Source organism: Bacillus swezeyi (assembly GCF_030908325.1).
Classification (GTDB): domain Bacteria; phylum Bacillota; class Bacilli; order Bacillales; family Bacillaceae; genus Bacillus; species Bacillus swezeyi.
This window is the reverse complement of sequence record NZ_CP133085.1, coordinates 2376862-2397222: the sequence shown is the minus strand read 5'-3', so window position 1 is coordinate 2397222 and position 20361 is coordinate 2376862. Positions and strand designations below refer to the sequence as shown.

Sequence of the window (20361 nt, the reverse complement as noted above, 5' to 3'; positions counted from 1 at the left end):
CTCTTTTTTTAATTGACCTTAAATTTTTTCGTCAACTCACGCAGATCTTCAGCCATTTGTTCAAGTGTGGCAGAAGATGAGCTGATTTCTTCCATTGATGCCAGCTGTTCTTCTGCCGATGCGGCAATATCCTGTATACCCGCAGTGCTTTCTCTTGAAACTTCGGCAATGTCTTCAACAGCTCCAGAGACTTCATGCGAGCCTTTTGACAGCTGCTCGACGGCTGTGTTCAGCGTTTGCAGTTTCCCGGCAATCTCATTTGTCATGTCGCTGATCTGGTTAAAGCTCTCATCCGTTTTCTCGGTAATTTTCAGACCGGACTGCACTTCATGATTGACCGATTTAAACATGTTGAGTGAGTGCTCGATTTCTTTGACGATTTCCTGAATCAACGTTTCGATTTCTTTTGCTGAGTCCGCTGATTGGGCGGCCAGTTTCCGGACTTCTTCAGCGACGACGGAAAAACCTCTGCCCGACTCTCCGGCGCGCGCAGCCTCGATTGCGGCATTCAGTGCCAGCAAATTTGTTTGGTCGGCAATTCCGTTAATGACGCGGAGGATCGAAGTAATGTCTTTTGATTTGGCTTCAAGTCCTTTGACAACACCTTCAGCTTGTTTGACCGATTGATCGATCGAATTCATTTGGCCGACGGTTTTTTGAACAAGCTCGCCGCCTGTCTCAGCGACTTCTGTCGATTTGATTGATGATGTTGTGATCGATTTTGATACCTCAGTCATTTCACTCAGCCTGTCATTCATTTGACTGAGCTGATGAGAGCTTGTTTCGACTTTCTCACTCTGGCTTTCAGCACCGCTTGAAAATTGCTCGATCGCTGAAGTGATGTGTTCTGTCGCTTTGCTCGTCTGATCTGCGCTTGCAGTCAGCTGTTCGGAAGAAGCGGCGACATTATCAACCGATTCTTGAATCGTGCCGATCAGGGTGCGGAGCGATTCGGACATATCGTTAAAGCTTTTACCGAGCTGTCCAAACTCATCGTTTGACTGCACTTCGATTTGCTGTGTCAGATCTCCGCTGCTGATGCTCTTAGCAGATGAAACAAGCTGAGTCAACGGTTTGCTGATCGTACGAATAATAAAATAAATAAGAATTCCGCCAAGCACAACCGCTCCTGCAAATACGATAAGAGCCATATGAAAGGCCGGCTTTGCTGCATTTGTGATTTCATCTGCAAACATCGTTCCGGCGATTTTCCAGCCGGTCAGTTTGTTTGTCGCAAAAGTTATTTGCCTGTCTTTCCCTTGAAACGTATACTTGTACTCGCCTTTTTCTTTGCTGTAGACTTGCTCGACCCAGTCGCCTTCTCCTTCAGTACCGGCTTTAATCGTTGGGTGTGCAATATATTTTTTATCAGCGCTTGAAATGAACGCGAACCCGCTTTTTCCGATTTTGACATCGTTGGTTGCTTTAATCAGCTCGTCAATGTTCAAGCTGAGTGCGGCAACTCCTGATCCGTCATCATTTTGTCTGGCGATTGTGATGACCGTATTGCCTGTCGCGGCAGATTCATACGGTTCTGTAACAATCACTTCGCCTTTTTTCTCAGCGGCCTCTTGATACCAGCCTCTTTCAACCGGATCGTAGTCATCCGGCATTTTGGTATAAGGGTGCTGGACATATACGCTGTCTTTTGACCCCGTGAAGATCGCTTCTACATCTTTGTTTTGTTTTGCGTATTGTTCAAATTTTTCTCTTAATGAAGTCCGGCCTTTTTCCTTGTACGTCTTTTCGTGAATCACTTCGCTAAAATATGTAATTGCATCTGCCTTTTTTTCGACGTTTTGATCAATCATTTCATTTAATTGGTCGACACTGTTTCTTGCGCTTCTCATGATTTCATCTTCCAGCGAACTGCTGGCCTGATAGACAGAAGCAATTGAAAGGGTGAGTATGGGCACAGTTAAAATCAATAAAAATGAGATCGTTAATTTTTTTGAAAGAGACGGACGCTTGATCCAGTCCAATATTTTTTTCATGGCCAAAACTCCTTTTTCTAGTTTACGACATTAATATCGGACAATTATCATATTTTTGCATTAATTTTTAGAATTTTGGCTTCGAAATAAAATAACAGGATAAAAGGCGGCCGCTCCCGCATGATAAGGGGTAAGCAGCCTCATCGAGACGGTATAGGCGATGGCCGTCCGATTTTTTCATAGGCCGCATCTGGAAAAATGAATGTCGAAAGGTGAGGGCGATCATACCTAATGGCAACGTAAGAGGACGGCCGCTTTTCAAATTTATAATTTGCCGAAGCGTAAAAATAAAGCGCCATCTTCGTATAGATAGTCATCATCCACATGCTGGTCATGATCACTTCGATTCTCGTCAAAAAGTTGCCGATCTGAATCTTCTCGGCTAACGCATCACTCGGATACAGCAGTCTGGCTGTAGCGTCTGCAAAATACTGAGAAAGGTCTTGATTAAAACAATCACCCCGCCAATGACACTCCCAATGATAAAAAGATTTCGAGCTTTTTCAGGCTCATTGAGAAAAACTGGGTAAATCATTAATAACACAACGGAATGGATAGAAGACGTAGGGCACCATGTCCATGGAAGCCCACAGTATGGTTTTCAGATCTGTTTCAAAAATGGGCTGAATGTTGTTAAAGTCGATTTCCGGTGTGTTCAAAACCATAAAAATGATAAACAGCGCGATGAACAAGACGACGAAGATTTCAACGGCGCGGCTGATCTTCTCAAATCTGACCCGCACGTCCAGCAGCAAAATGACCGCCATTAAAATCTTAAGGGGTGTGATCGGTGTTTCCGGCATCATTTCCGTCTTGACAACATTCCCCGCTGAATACAAGAGATCGGCTGTATCAATGAGCGGCATGGTCACAAATAGAAGAGAAACCGTCTTGCCTATCCATTTGCCAAACAGTTGATTTCGACAAAGGTAAGCCGGGGAAACGGACGGGATAAGGCGATAAACAGCCATATGACGCATACCCCGATTCCAATCCCCATTTTCGCTGCAATCCAGACATCCTGTTTTGCCTCCGCGGGCCAATCCCGCCGGTATCTCTAAAATACTTGTTCCAACCGTAAATAAAATCACTAAAGTCAGAAATTGACTGTAATTGATTTTAACATCAGTAATGCCTTTCACCTCAAAATCGCGAAGTATTGGCAGTGTAACCGGATTTGAACCATAGCCCCAGAAGAGCTAGTGCTGATTGCCGCCGCCGATACGCTTCCGAACAAAAGCGACCGTGACTAACAGCAATGGGATAATAAATGCAAACAGGGGAAAGATCGAATATAGTGCAGCTTTTCCCTGTTCAATATGTGCTGCATAGCTGCCAGCAATGATCATTGAGAGAGCTAGGATCACCAGCCCGATCGGCAGGATAAATTTACTGGAATTTTTAACATGAAATAAATCTGCTGAACAAGCCACTGCTGCATAGGAAAAGACTGTCACCTTAACAAAATCCCCCACAATGAGTGCGATCATTGCAACTCCTTGTAACCCTTGTATAAATCCGCCAAAATTTATCTTTTCCACAAATTTCAAAAATGGGAAGGCAGAAGTTGACCATCCATGAACACCTAATACCGCGATTTCCATGATTATTGTCACCGTTAAAACCAAACCGCTAAAAATGGTGGCAGCCAGCCCAAATGCCATCCCCATTTTCTGTTGATTTAAGTAAGGTAATATCGTAGTGAAGCATATTAATTCACCGTAAGGGAAAAAAACACGTTCAGGAAAAGCGGTTGTGATAACAGGCTTCCACCCATTTTCTAAGACTGGGAGCAAATTTTCAAGACGGATAACATTTGAACCGATTATGGAGAAAAAAGTCACTAGGATCATGATAAATACCAGTCCAAAAATAATTTCTCCAGTTCTTGCCAACGTCTCTATTCCTTGATAAAGAGCATAGCAAACAATAACCATTAAGACCCCGCTCAGGATAAACATCGGGGTTTGACCATATTGAAGTAATAAAAGTTCGCTGGCGTCACGAAGATCTCTTGATGCTCCATAGATAAAAAATGCAATATATAAAAGACCTATTAAATAACCAATGGATCTTCCTAATATATTTTGTATATAACGAGTCAATAGCATATTCGGGTATTGCCTGTATAGAAAATAGTAGTGGAGCAATAATACGATACCACCTGTTAAACCAAGCAATTCTGCCAGCCATGCGTCCTGTTTCGCTTCTACTCCCAATGGAACAATCAGCGCGGTTCCAAACTCGAATAATACGATCAAAGAAAATAGCTGGTGAGGGCTGATTTTGGCTTTCTCCATTTTTCTGCCTCCAAAAACCAACTTTTGTAAAAACATACTTAGTCATTAACAAAAGAGATTCATTATAAACACCATCCTCAAGGTATAAAAAAATTGAATCAAGGCAAATTAAAACCAAATACAGGAAACCTCTATGAACAATGGCAGGGGGAAGTTATGAGATTTTTTAAAAATCGATACTATCAATCCTTATCAGGAAAGCATTCCGAAGATCGAGTTTCTGATGAGGAGGATGGGCTGAAAGCAAACCTTAAAGAGAATGTCCAAAAAGTCAAAGAAATGCTCGGGGACAGCGATGATATTATCGTCCGGGAGTTTCGAATCGGAAAAGACGGGGATTTGAAGACGGCGATCATTTATACGGACGGCTTAATCGATGAGTCATCGGTTCAAAATTTTATACTTGAATCTTTAATGTTTCATATTCAGAAAGGCGACATGTCTGCTGAAGAAAGCTCATTCAGCCGGTTAAAAGACTCTGTTTTGACTGTTGCCGACTTAAAAGAATTTTCCGATTACAGCACGCTTTTCAGCTCGCTCTTAAGTGGGAACGTCATTTTTTTGCTGGACGGCTATCCTCAGGGATTAGCTCTTGGAATGAAAGGCGGCAAAGACCGCGGCGTAACCGAAGCGACAGTTGAAAACACAGTGCGCGGTCCAAAAGAGGCTTACTCGGAAAGTCTGCGGACGAACACGGCGCTGCTCCGGCGCATTATCAACGACCAAAATCTCTGGTTTGAAACAAAGAAGCTCGGCACCGTTACAAAAACGAATGTATCAATTGCTTACATAAAAGGAATCGTCAATAACAAAGTGGTCGAGGAAGTTCGAAAACGGCTTGATCGTATTGAAATTGACAGCATTCTAGAAACCGGCTATGTCGAAGAGCTGATTCAAGATGAAACCTACACGCCATTCCCCACCATCTTTCATACAGAACGCCCTGACGTCACGGCGGCGAATCTGCTGGAGGGGCGGGTCGCTATTTTTGTTGATGGAAGTCCAAATGCTCTGCTGGTTCCGTCCCTGTTTGTTCAGTTTTTTCAAACCGCTGATGACTATTATCAGCGCGCGGATATCACAACTCTGCTCCGCTTTCTCCGTTTTGTCGGCTTTTTTATCGCGCTGCTCGGACCATCGCTGTATATCGCCATCACGACGTTTCACCAGGAAATGCTGCCGACGCCGCTGCTCCTTAATCTGGCAGCACAGCGCGAGGGCGTGCCTTTTCCAGCTTTTGTTGAAGCTCTTTTAATGGAGGTCACTTTTGAAATTCTTCGCGAAGCCGGTGTCCGAATGCCGAAAACGATCGGACAGGCGGTTTCGATTGTGGGGACGCTTGTCATTGGGACGGCGGCGGTTGATGCCGGAATCGTTTCCGCTGCCATGGTTATCGTCGTCGCGATAACGGCGATTTCAAGCTTTATCGTCAGCTCGTTTAATCTATCGATTTCCGTGAGAATGCTTCGGTTTATTTTTATGGGACTGGCAGCTTCGTTCGGATTATTCGGAATAATCGTCGGCTTGATCGCTCTCACTCTTCATTTATGCAGTCTGCGGTCGTTTGGAGTGCCGTATATGTCTCCGTTCGGCCCCTTCATTGCCGAAGATCAAAAAGATGCGATTCTTCGGATGCCGCGGTGGAGATTATTTTCTCGTCCGCGTTTAATCAGCCAAAAAAACGTCGAGCGCGAAGACACCGCTTCGCCAAAGCCGCCGAATTCGAGAAAATAATTCCGGTTCAACAGAATCCGGGAAAAGCAAGGAGCTGTCTGATATGCAGGTTGTCGCAGGAATTCTTCTCATATCGGGTTTGATCATCCTTCTGGAGCTGCCGACGCTATGGAAGAAAAAACAGAAAAAAGAGATATGGGTCTTTTCGCTGCTGCTCGCATTTGGCGTTGCGCTAAACATTACGGAGGGGCTTGGTGTTGAGGTTCCAAACCCCCTCGATTGGCTCGCTGTCATTTATAAACCGCTCAGTGATGCAATCATGTCTTTATTGAAGTGAGCAGGAAGAGAGAGCGAAGAAAGGAGGTTAAGACTTGCGGAAACACATCGGTTTGTTTGCTGTTCTCTTCCTTACCGTTATTGTGTTATCAGGATGCTGGAATCGGCGGGAATTAAATGAGTTGGCCATCGTGGGCGCAATGGCGTTCGACAAGTCGGATGGTAAGCAGGTTATAACCACTCAAGTCATCGATCCCGGGCAGGTTGCAGCCAAGCAGGGCAAAGGCCAGGAAGCACCGGTTATCACATATCAGGAAAAGGGAGACACGGTCTTTGAAGCGATCAGAAGAATGACAACCTTGACAGCCAGAAAACTTTATTTTTCCCATTTGCGTGTACTCGTCATAGGTGAGGAAGTGGCTAAAGAAGGAATCGGCGACACGCTTGATTTTTTATCAAGGGATCATGAGTTGCGGCCCGATTTTTTCATCGTTGTCGCCAAAGATACCAAGGCGGAAAACGTACTCAAAGTGATGACGGGACTAGAAGACATTCCCGCAAACAAACTGTTTACGTCGCTTGAAACATCGGAGAAGGCGTGGGCTCCTTTGATGACCGTCACATTGGACAAACTCATCTCCGATATCGTCAGTGAGGGGATACAGCCCCATTTGACAGGACTCCGGCTGTTAGGGGATGGAAAAAAAGGTGAGAGTAAAGAAAATGTTCAGGAAATTGATCCAGATGTCAAACTGAAATACAGCGGGTTGGCGGTTTTTAAAAGCGATAAACTGATCGGCTGGCTGAATGAAAGGGATAGTAAAGCGGTTAATTATGCGTTGGGAAATGTCAGAAGCACGATCGGTGAAGTGTCTTGTCCAGACGGCAAAGGAAAAGCGGCAATAGAGGTCGTTCGCACAAAATCGGAACTGGCGGTCGACGTCAAAAACGGCTCTCCGAAGGGAAGCGTTCAGATCAATGTGGAAGCCAATGTCGGTGAAGTACAGTGCAAGCTCGATTTGATGAAATCCAAAACGATCGCCGAGCTGGAAAAGGAGGCGAATAAACAGGTAAAAAGGCTCATGGAAAAGGCGCTCAAAACGGCTCAGGAAGAATACAAAGTCGATTTTTTCGGCTTTGGCGAGGTGCTTCACCGTTCAAACCCCTACTATTGGAAGAAAGTCAGGAAAAATTGGGACGAGACATTCACGACGATGCCAATCGACATTAAAACAGACGTACAAATTCGGCGTGTCGGCACAATCGGAAAATCGCCGCTTGAAGGTTTGAAGTAAATGGCTTGCATATTGACAAAGCACTCCTCCGTTTCATATACTGTTTGATAAATACAGTGAAAGGAACAGGTATAGGGGACATGAAGCAGTAATCTTATTTTCCGTCGTTTTTTAAATATGAAAAACGGAAACTTGGAGAATAGGATCAGTCTGCCCTTTTATACCTTGCATCATCTCTTATGATTTGCACGTTTATTTGCAGTGCAAATCATAAGAGGCCAGTTCATACTGCTTTCACGATGCACGTTTTGGCATGATATCCTCTCCGGGTTTCCGTGAGAGGTTTTTTGTTGTCAGCCAAAAACAAAACAGAGGTGAGCGGTATGACGATTCTAATGAAAATAAGAGGCTTACAAAAAAGCTTTGGTGAGCAAACGGTTTTAAAAAATATCGAATTTGACATATCAAATCAAGAGCGAATCGGTTTAGTCGGATATAACGGCGCGGGGAAAACAACCCTTGCAAATATTTTGTCCGGTCACACCGAAGCAGATCAAGGCACAGTGCAAACAGAACGGACGCTTAAAATCGGATACCTTCTTCAATCGATTGAGTATTCCCTCAACGATTTCAGCAGCATTTTCACCGGGGATGAGAGCGGGACATTATATCAGCTGACGAGCCGGATGGGCTTGTCAAAGGTGCAAAGCTGGAATGCCGAACGGCTAAGCCATATGAGCGGCGGGGAAAAACTGAAGCTTGCACTGGCACACGTCTGGAAAACGATGCCCGATGTCCTCATCCTGGATGAGCCGACAAATCATTTGGATGTAAAAGGGATCAACTGGCTCCTTGAAGAGCTGGAAAAATATCAAGGGGCCGTATTCATCATTTCCCATGACCGTTACTTTTTGGATCAATCGGTTTCCAAAATATTGGAGATTGAAGATGGAGAATTGCACACTTATCAAGGAAACTATACTGCATATCGCCAGGAGAAAAAACGGTTAAATGAAGCCCGCATGCATCAATACGAAGTCCAGCAGAAACATAAAGAAAGAATCGAATCACAGATTGCAGGTCTCAGACATTGGTCGCAAAAAGCCCATCGCGACTCTACAAAAGAAGGAACGACGGGCTATAAAGAATACCACAGGGTAAAAGCCAAAAAGCTCGATAATCAAGTCAAATCAAAACGAAAGCGCCTTGAACAGGAGCTTGAAAAAAACAAAGCGGAAAAGCCAAAAGAAGAAGGAGCAGTCAGGTTCCAATTTTCTTCAGCAGAAAGAAGGGGAAAACGAATAATCGAAGCGCAGGACCTGACAAAATCATTTCACGGACGAACTTTGTTTAAGGACAGCCATTTTTACATCAAATACGGGGAGAGAATGGCGCTGGTCGGAGACAATGGATGCGGCAAAACGACACTTGTCAAAATGATGTTAGGGATAGAACCTGTGACTGACGGAACGCTATGGAAAAGCCGCTCTGTCAAAACCGCGTATTTGAGCCAGGATGTCAGTGACTTAAGAGCTGACCAAACAGTGGCAGAAGCGCTGAACTTGTCTGACAGGGACGATATTGCAAATGCGCGGACAATTTTGGACAATATGGGCATCAAAGAAGACCGCTTTCATCAGGAGATTGGGACGTTCAGCCTCGGGGAGCGGACACGGATCAAATTGGCCGGTATGATTTTAAAAGATTACGATCTGTTGATTTTAGACGAACCGACCAACCACCTTGATTTACCGAGCAGGGAGCAGCTCGAGCAGACATTGCTGGAATTTCAGGGAACGATCATCATTGTTTCGCATGACATGTACTTTACGGAAAAATTGTGTGATAAGCTTCTTGTTTTTGAACAACAGCGCATCACCCGGATCGAAACCGGACTGAAAGACTACCGGAACAGGAAGAAACAGATCCATGCCAAAAGCGGTGAAGAGGAGCGGCTGAAGATCGAAAACCGAATGACCGCGGTGCTCGGAGAGCTGGCCGGGCTTTCTCCTGAAGAGCAGAGATATCATGAACTCGATCAGGAGTTCTCAGATCTGCTGAAGCGTAAACAAGCGCTTTTAGAAAAAGAATAAATAAAACAAAGCCATCTGTGTCAAACACAGGTGGCTTTGTTTTATTTGCTAAAGGAGCATGTGGTTTAAATTACCACAAATTATAGATGTCATCCAAGGCAATAATAGGATAAAAAAGATGGACTTACTAAAGCAATGAAAAAGGGTGATAAACATGTGGAAAACCATTGTTTCTTATTTTCCGGACTGGCCGATCTTGTTGCAGGCTTTTTTTGTATTTTTTATTCCCTATGCCATTTCAAAATTTTTTCTTTGGATTCGCGCGGCAGAGGGTGAGTGAGTAAATGAGATGGTGGAAATCGAAAACGCGGAGAATGACGCAGCCGTCCAATAAGCGCGATACGCCTAAGAAAGAAGTGCCGTCTTTGGAGTCAACCGGTTACTTTACCGGTGATTTCAATCATGATCTGAAAATGGTCAAAACAGCTATGGAGAATAACTCAGATGTTAATTTTCGCCAATTCAACTTAGGGCGCACCGGCATCAGTGCGGCAATTATGTTTATTGATGCGCTTTCCGATAAAGATCTTATCGACAAACATATTATGAGGTCGCTGATGGCCGATTTTGCCGAGGAATATAAAATTGATCCCTCTTCATTAAACAACAATGCGCCTGAATTGATTAAAAAGCAGATTTTATCAATTAGTGAAGTGTCAGCGGTAAAGCATGTAAGCGAAGTGGTGCCGGAAGTTTTGATGGGTTCGACCATGCTGTTGATCGATGGTTCAGCGGAAGTCTTATTGCTGGGCACCATCAAGAAAAACACGAGAAGCATTGAAGAGCCTGTATCAGAAGCTTTGGTTAGAGGAGCGCGGGTAGGCTTTACAGAAACTTTGGGAACAAATACCGCGCTTTTGAGGCAGCATGGGAAAAATCAAAGCTTGTCCATGAGTCAGTTTCAAGTGGGAAAAAGAGTCGTCAAAAATCTTGTCGTGGCCTATATCAAAGATGTAGCCGAACCGGGGCTGGTGGAGGAAGTCAAGAAAAGAGTCAAAAGGATTAATATCGATGATGTCCTTGAATCCGGCTATGTCGAACAGCTGATCGAAGACAATTATCTCAGTCCGTTTCCGCAGGTGCAAAGCACCGAGCGTCCCGACAGGGTGATGAGCGCTTTAATGGAAGGCAGGGTGGCCATTTTACTGGACGGGACGCCTTTTGTTTTAATCGTTCCGGTTACATTCAGCATGCTGCTGCAATCGCCTGAGGATTATTATGAACGATGGCTTCCAAGTTCACTGATCCGCATTTTGCGGGTAGGCGCAGCCATGATTTCTTTGCTGGGACCCGCTTTATATATTTCTTTTATCTCGTTTCATCCCGGGCTGATTCCGAGCGAGCTGGCGATCTCCATCACCGGGACGAGGGTAGGGGTGCCTTTTCCATCCCTGATAGAGGCGCTCATTATGGAAGTAGCGATCGAAATTTTGCGTGAGGCCGGCCTGCGGCTGCCAAAACCGATTGGTCCGGCGATGGGGATCGTCGGCGGTATCATCATCGGAGAGGCTGCCGTACAGGCAGGCATCGTCAGTCCGATCATGGTCATCGTCGTTGCGGTCACCGCCATTTCTTCATTTGCGATTCCGCAATACAGCGCCGGAATATCACTGCGTATGCTGAGGTTTGCGGCGATGTTTTGCGCAGCTGTATTTGGATTGTACGGTGTGATTATGTTTTTTCTCATGCTTGCCAGCCACGCGGTGAAGCTGAAAAGTTTTGGTGTTCCATATGCCAGTCCAGCCGTCCCTTATCGTTTAGGCGATTGGAAAGATTTCATCGTCCGCATGCCGATACTGATGATGAAAAAGCGGCCGAAAATGATAAAAACAGACGATTCGACACGCCAATAGCATAGAGAGGAGGAAAACATTCATGATGATCGGGGCGAATGAGCGCATCACCACTTTACAAACAGCAGTCATCATCACCAATTTCCTGCTTGGGACAGGGATTTTGACGCTGCCGCGAACATCTGTCGATGAAGTCAAGACACCTGATGTCTGGATCACGCTCGTTTTAGGGGGGATGATCGCACTGGCAGCAGCGATCATCATGGTGAAGCTGAACCATCAGTATCCTGAAAAAACCTTTTATGAATACACCCAGGATATCATCGGCAAATGGATCGGCGGGTTGATCGGCCTGTTTTTCGCTTGTTATCTGTTGGCCCATTCCGGTTTTCAGGTTCGCTCAATGCTGGAGATTATCCACTTTTTTTTACTGGAAGGAACACCCCGCTGGGCAACCGCAATGATTTTTTTGTGGGTGGGGCTATATTTGATCATCGGCGGCTTAAGCTCGATTGCCCGTCTGTTTGAAATCGTTTTCCCTATTACAGTCATCCTTTTTCTGCTGGTCGTTTTGATGAGTTCAGGAATTTTTGAAATGGACAATTTGCGTCCTGTGCTAGGGCAAGGGATTGGGCCTGTATTAAAAGGAATAAAAGTAACAGCCCTCTCCTTTTCGGGGATTGAAATCGTCCTGATTCTGATGCCTTTTATGAACCAGCCGCATAAAGCCGTTCAAACGGTTGTCATCGGAACGGCCATCCCCTTGCTTTTCTATATGATCACCGTCGTAATGGTCATCGGCGCACTGTCCATAGACGGGGTGGTTGCACGAACATGGCCGACAATTGATTTGATGCGAAGCTTTGAACAGCCGGGGCTCATATTTGAACGGTTCGAATCATTGCTTTTGGTCATCTGGATCATGCAGCTTTTCAACACGTTTGCCATCTCTTTTTATGGTGCGGCATTGGGGCTGTCCCAGCTCTTCAAAACAAATATTCAAAAGGTAATGTTCGTTTTGCTTCCGGTGATTTATCTCATTGCAATGGGTCCGAACAATATCAACAACATGTTTGCATTTGGAGACTTGATTGGAAACAGCGGCGTTTATTTAGGCGGCTTGATACCGATTTTGCTACTGGTGATTTCAAGGATCAAAAGGAGAAAACATAGGACCAATCATTAAAAATGATGATCTCATACCGGCTGACAATTGAAAAGGAAAGGGGGCCCTACCCATGGTAATCAGTCAACAAGACAAAATTACCGTTTCACAAACCGTCATTATCGTCACGAATTTTCTTCTGGGAACAGGAATATTGATACTGCCGCGGACATCTGTAGAAGCAGTCAAAACGCCGGATGTCTGGCTGTCCGTTATATTCGGAGGACTGGTTGCGATCATGGCGGGTTTCGTCATCGTGAAATTAAGCAGGGAATACCCCGACAAAACCTTTTATCAATACAGCCGGGACATTATTGGAAAGTGGACGGGCGGACTTGTCAGCCTGCTGCTGATTTGTTATTTTCTTACAACATCTGGATTCCAAGTTCGTTCAGTAACTGAGGTCATGCAGTTTTTTTTGCTGGAAGACACACCGCTTTGGGCGACAGCGATGGTTTTTTTATGGTGCGGGATCTACCTTTTAGTCGGCGGTATTAATCCGATCGCCAGGCTTTATGAAATCATTTTTCCGATTACAGTTCTCATTTTTTTACTGGTTGTTTTTATGAGCGCAGGCATATTTGAAGCGGATAATCTCCGCCCTGTCCTAGGAAAAGGACTCATGCCGACATTGCAAGGGGTGAAGACGACGGCTTTCGCTTATACCGGCATTGAAGTCATGCTGATCATCGTCCCTTTTATGAAGCGGCCGGAAAAAGCGTTCAAGGCCGCATTAATCGGGATATCTTTCCCGATCATCTTTTACGTGATCACCGTCATCTTGGTGATCGGAGCGCTGTCGATTGACGGAGTTGTCACAAGAACATGGCCGACGATCGACTTGATGCGAAGCTTTGAAATTACCGGTTTGGTATTTGAACGCTTTGAATCATTTTTACTGGTCATCTGGATTATGCAGATCTTTTCCAATTTCACCATTAGTTACTATGCTGCCGCATTGGGGCTGTCTCAGCTTTTTAAAAAAAATATGAAATCGGTTTTGTTTGGCTTGCTCCCGGTGATTTATATGATTGCGATGACACCGAAAAGCATCAACCATCAATTTCAAGTCGGAGATCTGATCGGAAACAGCGCCTTATATTTAGTCGGCTTGCTCCCTGTGCTGCTTCTGGTGATCTCAAAAGTGAGGAGGAGAAGATATGAAAAAAATAATTGACATTATCCGTTTCCTATCGGTTTTTTTACTCTTGTCTTTATTAACCGGATGCTGGAGCAGTCGTGAAATTGAAGAGCTTGGCTTAACATTTGCCATTGGGATCGACAAAGGCAAGGAAACCGAACTTGAAAAAAAGTTTGATGACATAGGGGGAGAATATCCGAAAAAGGACCGGATCACCATGATCTATCAATATGTAAACCAACAGACAGCTGGTTCAAAGGCGAGCGGGGGAGGAGGGTCCGATCAAAAAGCTTACATCAACATTTATGAAACAGGGGATTCACTCCAGCAGATCAACGCTGAGGTGGCGTTGAGAAAAGACAGGCCGATATTCAGTCCCCATTTAAAGGTTATCGTTATCGCGGCCGAGCTTCTTCGAACTTATTCACTGGAAGAACTGCTCGATCAACCTCTCCGCGATAATGAGATCAGGCCAAGCAGCCTCGTTCTCGTGACAAGAGGCAGAGCGAGAGACACGCTTGAACTAAAGGAAACCGGGGAAATGCCGGCGTTTCGCCTACGCAAAATCCTTGAAAATGAGTATAAGGCGAAAAAAATTCTGCCTCCTGTAACACTTGCCAAACTGACAGGTAAAATGAGGTCTGGAGCAAGCTTTCTGCTTCAAAATGTGGTCGGCGCTGAAGGAGAAGTCAAATATGCGGGCGCCGCTGCAATCAATGGAAAAAACAATAAGCTGATCGGCTATTTGGATGAACACGATCTAGAGGGGATTATGTGGATTACAGGACAGGGACAGGGCGGTGTGGTCAAAAACTATGATTCAAAAGCAAAAAAGTTGAACGCATTTGCAGTGGAATCAATCAAAAGTGACATCAAGCCCATTGTCAAAGGGAACCGCCTCTCATTTGAAGTAAACATTGAGTCAGAAGGCCACCTCGCCGAAAACTGGATGACAACCGAAAAAGCGTTTGACAACAAATTCTTAGAAAAAGTTGAAAAACAAACCGCACAAACGGTGAAGAAATCAATGAAGCAAATTACAGAAAAAATGCAGAACGTATACAAAGCAGACATCGCCGGTTTCGGAAACGAGCTGAGAATCAAGCATCCCCGGCTATGGGAAAAGCTGAAGAAAAATTGGGATCAGAGATTTACCGAAATACCGATCAAATATCATGTTCAAATCAATATTAAAGATTACGGTACCGTGGGTGATCAGTAACAGCAGAATGTCTAATCACGAAAGGCGGAGAAGCACGCAATGATCCGTTCCGAAGATAAAATAACGACTTTTCAGGCTATTGTTGTCTTTGTCAGTTATACTATGGCGGCAGGCATTCTCAGTTTGCCGAGAACCGCCGTAGAAGAGGCGGGTACACCGGATGTGTGGATATCTGTCCTTTTAGGCGGGCTCATCACAACAGCCGCCGGTGTGATCATGACAAATTTAAGCCAGGATTATCCGGGACAAACATTTTTTCAATACGGCGGAGACATTGTCGGAAAATGGCTTGGTGCTTTGATCGGTCTGTTCTTTATTGAGCATTTTGTGACGATTGCGGCTTTTGAAGTAAGAATCATGGCTGAGGTCATCAACTTTTTTTTGCTGGAGGAAACACCCCTTTGGGCGATCATCATGACGATGATGTGGGTCGGATTTTATTCAATAAAAGATGGGATGGGATCGCTTGCCCGTTTATTTGAAATTATCTTTCCGATTACAATCATAATCTTTTTAACAGTTGTTTTGATGAGCTTTGGACTATTTGAACTGGATAACCTGCGTCCTGTACTTGGAAAAGGCGTCATGCCGGTGTTAAAGGGGACAAAAGCAACAACCCTTTCTTTTATCAGCGCCGAAGTTATGGTCTTTCTTTTGGCGTTTATGAAAAAGCCGGAAAAAGGTGTCAAAGTTGTTGTGATGGGGATAACTATAGCTATGCTCTTTTATTTAACGACGGTCGTATTCGTGATCGGCGCGCTGTCAGTTGACGGAGTGACCGCGATGACATGGCCGACGCTTGACCTGATCCGCAGCTACGAAGTCTCAGGCTTGATATTTGAACGGTTTGAATCATTGCTGCTGGTCATTTGGATTATGCAGCTGTTTGCGACATTTTCCATTTCGTTTTACGCTGCATCGCTGGGACTTTCACAGATCTTCAAAAATAAGAGCAGACCGATGATGTACGGTCTGCTTCCGGTGATATATTTGATTGCGATGACTCCCAAAAGTGTCAACGAGGTATTTTCTCTAGGTGACATAATCGGCTATATTGCGGCCGTTTTATTCGGCATAGTGCCGATTCCGCTCTTACTGATCTCAAAAAACAGAAAAAAGAAAGCGTTGGGGAGCTAGAATCGTTTCGTTCACTTGCTTTTTACATTCACTTTAACACGGTCTTTCGGCATGAAGAAAACCAATAGAAAAGCAGCCGATGCAGGCAAAATCGCCCATGTAAACGTATGGACAATCGAGCTTGACAATGCTTCAGTGATGCGATTTAGAACCTCCGGCGGAATCTCAGCTCTCGCGCTTGACAGTATTTGATCGGTATCATGCGGAGAGGAAACACCAGGCGTCTCTGCCTCTTGAAAAAGACCTGTCATTTGGTCAGAAAAGCTGTTTTTTTGAATCATGCCAAATATGCTGGCACCGACTGTCATTCCGAGCGAACGCATAAAATTGCTCGTCGAAGTCGCTGACCCTCGCTGTTCTGGGCCAAAATGATGTATGGCCGCCATGCTTAAAACGGAGAAAGAAAAACCTACCCCCAAGCCGACGACGACCATACAAGCGGTTAATAAAATCCGGGGAGTGTCAATATTCAGCGTGCTTAATAAAGAAAACCCGGTGACCAATATCAATCCTGAGATCAGCATAATATTCCGGTAGCTCATTTTCGTCGTTAAGAAACCACCGAGCTGGGCCGAGATGACGGAGCCGAGCATCATCGGCAAAAGAACAAGCCCTGAGTTTGTCGCTGATTCTCCGTATACGCCTTGGACAAAGATGGGAATCTGGATCGTCGCCGAAATAAAAGTTCCCCCGTAGAATAGGGCGACAAGCGTGCTTCCGGCAAACAGCCGATTTTTAAACATATCAAGGGAAACAATCGGTTCTCTCACCCTGTGTTCAATGATGAAGAAGCATATAAATAAAATTGCTGCACTTCCAAAAAGCAGGAGGATCATACTTGAATCCCAAGCGTATTTTTCGCCGCCAAGCTCGAGCGCGAACATGAGACATACGACAGCGCCTACAAGCGTAATGGCGCCCAGCCAATCAATATGATGCTTTTCATGCCGCTTCGTTTCTTTATAAAACAGAAGAATCAATATGAAAGAAATGAGACCAAGCGGAAGATTAATGTAAAAAACCCAGTGCCAGCTGATGTAATCTGTAATGTATGCACCGATCAGCGGTCCAAAAATACTGGATAACCCAAAAACGGCTCCAAACAGACCCGTTATCTTGCCGCGTTTTTCAAGCGGAAAGATGTCAAAAATAATTGTAAAGGCAATTGGAATCAGCGCCCCTCCGCCAATTCCCTGAATAGCACGGTAGATGCTGAGCTGTTCAATAGTCGAAGCCGTTCCGCACAATGCAGAGCCGGCCATAAAAACAAAGCTGCCAAACAGAAAAAAACGCTTTCTTCCGTACATATCAGATAGTTTGCCGAAAATCGGCATTCCGGCCATTTCTGCAACCATAAAAGCGGATACGACCCAGACAAAGCTGTCAAGACCGCCAAGATCGCCGACGATCGTGCCCATAGCCGTGACGACAATGGTGTTGTCCATAGAGGCCATGAGAATGGCCAGCAGCAATCCCGCTACAATGAATCCTAATTTTTTGTTTTGAGTATTTGCCAAATAAATCTATTCTCCTTTTATCAGATTCGGCCTCAGCAAGGTTTGGCATGAGAGCTTCATCCTGTTATCATGATTTTATATTAGTAAATAAATATCTTAGCTTCTAAGATATAATGATTTTATAGAAGGGTGTTACCGATGTCAAGAACAAATCAGAAAGAAAGGGAAGAGCTGATCAGGGAGCTGATTCAGCAGCTGAGATTTCAGAGCACCGCTACGGTTTTCATGCATCAGGCTATCGGCGAAAAAATCGGATTGAACGGAACCGATCATAAGTGTCTGGAGATCATCTCGCGAGATGGAAAAATAACAGCAGGGGAATTGGCGGAAAAGAGCGGCCTGACAACCGGCGCCATCACCGGGGTGATCGATCGTCTTGAAAAAGCGGGATACGTCAGAAGAAGCAGAGATTTGGCAGACAGAAGGCGGCTTTTGATTGAACTGATTCCGGAAAACATGGAGGAAATCTATACATTATTTGAAGATTTGGCTCAAGAATCCGCCATGTTTCTCAGTCAATATACCGATCAGGAGCTTCATATCATCACAAGATTTATCAAAGACAGTGCAGATTTCACTTCCGGCTATGTCAAAACGATAACGAGAAGAAAAAAATAGAGCGGAGCTCCTCTCCATTAAAACAGACCGGTGAAGCAGACCGGTCTGTTTAGCGCCTAAGCTTTTTCGATTTGAACTTTTCCTGAAAAGAAGGTTGCACCGCCGCCCATATCGGCTAAACGATCAGGAGTCAAAGCATTCACCAAATAATGTTTGCCTTTCGCATCAGCCCACAATCCTTGGCTTACGGCTACGCCAGGGAGGACGTTTTCTCCGATGGCCGCAGGCAGGACACATTCGCCGCGGTCATTCCAAACCCTTACCATATCTCCATTTTCAATGCCTTTTTCTTCAGCGTCTTTTATGTTCAAATGAAGCTTAGGCTCCTTTTCTAATTTTTTATGCTTTTCATTATTTGAAAATGTCGAGTTTAAAAAATTATGATTCGGCCCAGGTACGAATAAAAACGGATAATCGCTTTTCTCTGCAAGCGGGGTATGGGTCGGCAGGGCTGGATAGCCGTCTTGTTCCATCTTTTTCGAATACAATTCGATTTTTCCGCTAGGCGTCGGCAGCCTGTCGGGAAAAACAGTCTCTCTTTTTGCTTTCACAAAATGCTTTTCAGACAGGTTATCGTAATCAATTCCTTCAAGCCATGGATTGTCTGGATATTCAAGAGCCTGTCTGATCATATCTTCATCAGAGTCTTTGAGCGGTTTATCATCAAAGCCCATCGCCTCAGCAAGAAGACGGAACACTTCGGTATTCGATTTGCTCTCGCCATACTTCTGAATAACCGGCTTTTGAATTTGGGTATAATGGTGCCAATATGATGTATAGAAATCTGTATTTTCAAAAGCTGAAGAGGCCGGCAGAACGATATCGGCATACCGCGCGGTTTCTGTCAGAAATAAATCATGCACAACAGTAAACAAATCTTCACGCTCAAGCCCTTTTCTGACTTTGTTCGCTTCAGGTGCGACAACGGCCGGATTGCTGCCGTACACAAACAATGACCTGATCGGCGGATCGGCTTCCAAGAGGGCTTTACCGAGCTGATTCATATTGATCACCCGGGGTGTTCTGCCATTTAACAAATCTGGGCGCTGCAATGCCTTCGTATTGTAGGCTAAAAAAGCGGTGTTCCCTTTAATCGCGCCCCCCCCTTTTACCGTCCATTGCCCCGTAATGGCGGGCAGACAAGCAATGGTTCGGACGATCATGCCGCCATTGTCATGATGCTGCAGACCGTTGCCGATGCGGATCAAGGAAGGGGAGGTTTGACCATACAAACGGGCGAGTTCAACGATATCTTCCCGCGGAACGCCGGTCACTTCCGCCGCCGTATCCGGATCATATTGCAGAACATGGCGGCGCAGCTCTTCATGTCCGACTGTATATTCGCGGAGAAATGCTTCATCAGCCATTTTCTCCTTGAATAATACGTGCATGATCCCGAGGGCAAGTGCGCTGTCCGTTCCGGGGCGGATTGGGATGAACCAGTCAGCCATTCTGCCGGTTTGATTTTTATGTACATCGATCACAACGATTTTCGCGCCGTTTTTCCGCGCTTTTTGGGCGATGGTGATTTGATGCATGTTCGTTGAGACCGCATTGATCCCCCAAAAAATGAACAGTTTTGTCTCTGTTGTATCTTCCGGATCAGTGCCGATGCTTCCACCCATCGTGTATTTATAGCCTGTTGAACCCGCAGGCGTGCAGATCGCCCGGTCAAGCTGGCTGGATCCGAGGCGGTGGAAGAAGCGCCTGTCCATTCCCTCGGCCGTCAAGTTTCCCATGTTGCCGTAGAAGCTGTATGGCAGAATACTTTCAGCCCCCTCTTTTTCAATGAGCTCCTGCCAGCGGGAGCGAATCGTTTCAATCGCTTCATCCCAGCTGATCGGTTCGAATGCTTCTTCTCCTTTTGCACCCGTCCGTTTCAGCGGAGTCTTTAGCCGTTTGGGATCATAAATGCGCTCTGTCATATTGCGCACTTTGTTGCAGATGTTGCCCTGTGTGACAGGATGCTCCGGATCACCTTGAATTTTAACGATTTTACCGTCTTTTTTTTGAATCAGCAGCCCGCATTGGTCAGGGCAGTCAAGCGAACATACGGATTTGAAAATGCCGTCTTTTTGATCAACATAAGGCTCCATGGAAAACGTTCCTTTCCGATAAAATGAATATGATTCTAGCATTATATCATGTCACAAAATCTCGTCAATTCTGAAAAAATATGATCGGCATGAGGTTTAA

The 20361-nt window shown here is 45.1% G+C and carries 14 protein-coding genes and 1 pseudogene; 10 read left to right on the top strand and 5 right to left on the bottom strand.

The features are described 5' to 3' along the window. Positions 1-8: 8 nt before the first annotated feature. From tlpB to RBH91_RS11560, 3 genes and pseudogenes are all read right to left on the bottom strand, one after another. The gene (gene tlpB, locus RBH91_RS22785; protein ID WP_307891687.1) at positions 9-1994 is read right to left on the bottom strand and encodes a methyl-accepting chemotaxis protein; all 1986 of its coding nucleotides are present in this window, start codon (positions 1992-1994) and stop codon (positions 9-11) included. Positions 1995-2134: 140 nt separating this feature from the next. Beyond that, a pseudogene (locus RBH91_RS11565) lies at positions 2135-2965 on the bottom strand (GerAB/ArcD/ProY family transporter). 228 nt (positions 2966-3193) lie between these two features. Next, positions 3194-4294, bottom strand: coding sequence for a GerAB/ArcD/ProY family transporter (locus tag RBH91_RS11560; RefSeq protein ID WP_307891686.1), 1101 nt, complete (start codon positions 4292-4294; stop codon positions 3194-3196). Positions 4295-4450: 156 nt separating this feature from the next. On the opposite strand from RBH91_RS11560, the gene RBH91_RS11555 reads away from it, so the two are divergent. The 9 genes from RBH91_RS11555 to RBH91_RS11515 all read left to right on the top strand — a co-directional run bounded on the left by RBH91_RS11555 (position 4451) and on the right by RBH91_RS11515 (position 16030). Next, a complete protein-coding gene (locus RBH91_RS11555; RefSeq protein ID WP_307891685.1) occupies positions 4451-6028 on the top strand; it encodes a spore germination protein in 1578 nt (525 codons plus the stop codon). A 43-nt stretch (positions 6029-6071) separates the two neighbouring features. Then, complete coding sequence (locus tag RBH91_RS11550) at positions 6072-6305, top strand: hypothetical protein (RefSeq protein ID WP_307891684.1); 234 nt, start codon at positions 6072-6074, stop codon at positions 6303-6305. Positions 6306-6339: 34 nt separating this feature from the next. After that, positions 6340-7539: a Ger(x)C family spore germination protein gene (locus RBH91_RS11545; RefSeq protein WP_307891683.1), complete on the top strand. Its 1200-nt coding sequence runs from the start codon at positions 6340-6342 to the stop codon at positions 7537-7539. Positions 7540-7862: 323 nt separating this feature from the next. Then, complete coding sequence (gene abc-f / locus RBH91_RS11540; protein WP_307894722.1) at positions 7863-9572, top strand: ribosomal protection-like ABC-F family protein; 1710 nt, start codon at positions 7863-7865, stop codon at positions 9570-9572. Between the two features lie 284 nt (positions 9573-9856). Then, the gene (locus RBH91_RS11535) at positions 9857-11425 is read left to right on the top strand and encodes a spore germination protein (protein WP_307891682.1); all 1569 of its coding nucleotides are present in this window, start codon (positions 9857-9859) and stop codon (positions 11423-11425) included. Positions 11426-11447: 22 nt separating this feature from the next. Continuing rightward, a complete protein-coding gene (locus RBH91_RS11530) occupies positions 11448-12551 on the top strand; it encodes a spore germination protein (protein WP_307891681.1) in 1104 nt (367 codons plus the stop codon). Positions 12552-12603: 52 nt separating this feature from the next. Further along, positions 12604-13707, top strand: a complete 1104-nt coding sequence (locus RBH91_RS11525) for a spore germination protein (protein WP_307891680.1) — start codon at positions 12604-12606, stop codon at positions 13705-13707. Next, positions 13691-14893, top strand: coding sequence for a Ger(x)C family spore germination protein (locus RBH91_RS11520; protein WP_307891679.1), 1203 nt, complete (start codon positions 13691-13693; stop codon positions 14891-14893). Before RBH91_RS11525 ends, RBH91_RS11520 begins: the two co-directional genes overlap by 17 nt. 39 nt (positions 14894-14932) lie before the next feature. Beyond that, entirely contained in the window at positions 14933-16030 is a 1098-nt protein-coding gene (locus RBH91_RS11515; protein ID WP_307891678.1) for a spore germination protein, read from the top strand. 11 nt (positions 16031-16041) lie between these two features. Here the strand turns inward: RBH91_RS11515 and RBH91_RS11510 are convergent, their stop codons facing one another. Then, positions 16042-17484, bottom strand: a complete 1443-nt coding sequence (locus RBH91_RS11510) for an MDR family MFS transporter (protein WP_307894721.1) — start codon at positions 17482-17484, stop codon at positions 16042-16044. Positions 17485-17685: 201 nt separating this feature from the next. Between RBH91_RS11510 and RBH91_RS11505 the strand changes: the two genes are divergently transcribed. After that, positions 17686-18165: a MarR family winged helix-turn-helix transcriptional regulator gene (locus tag RBH91_RS11505; protein ID WP_307891677.1), complete on the top strand. Its 480-nt coding sequence runs from the start codon at positions 17686-17688 to the stop codon at positions 18163-18165. Positions 18166-18221: 56 nt separating this feature from the next. Here the strand turns inward: RBH91_RS11505 and RBH91_RS11500 are convergent, their stop codons facing one another. After that, positions 18222-20261 (bottom strand): molybdopterin-containing oxidoreductase family protein, encoded by a 2040-nt coding sequence (locus tag RBH91_RS11500; protein ID WP_307891676.1) that lies wholly within the window; start codon positions 20259-20261, stop codon positions 18222-18224. Between the last annotated feature and the right edge of the window lie 100 nt (positions 20262-20361).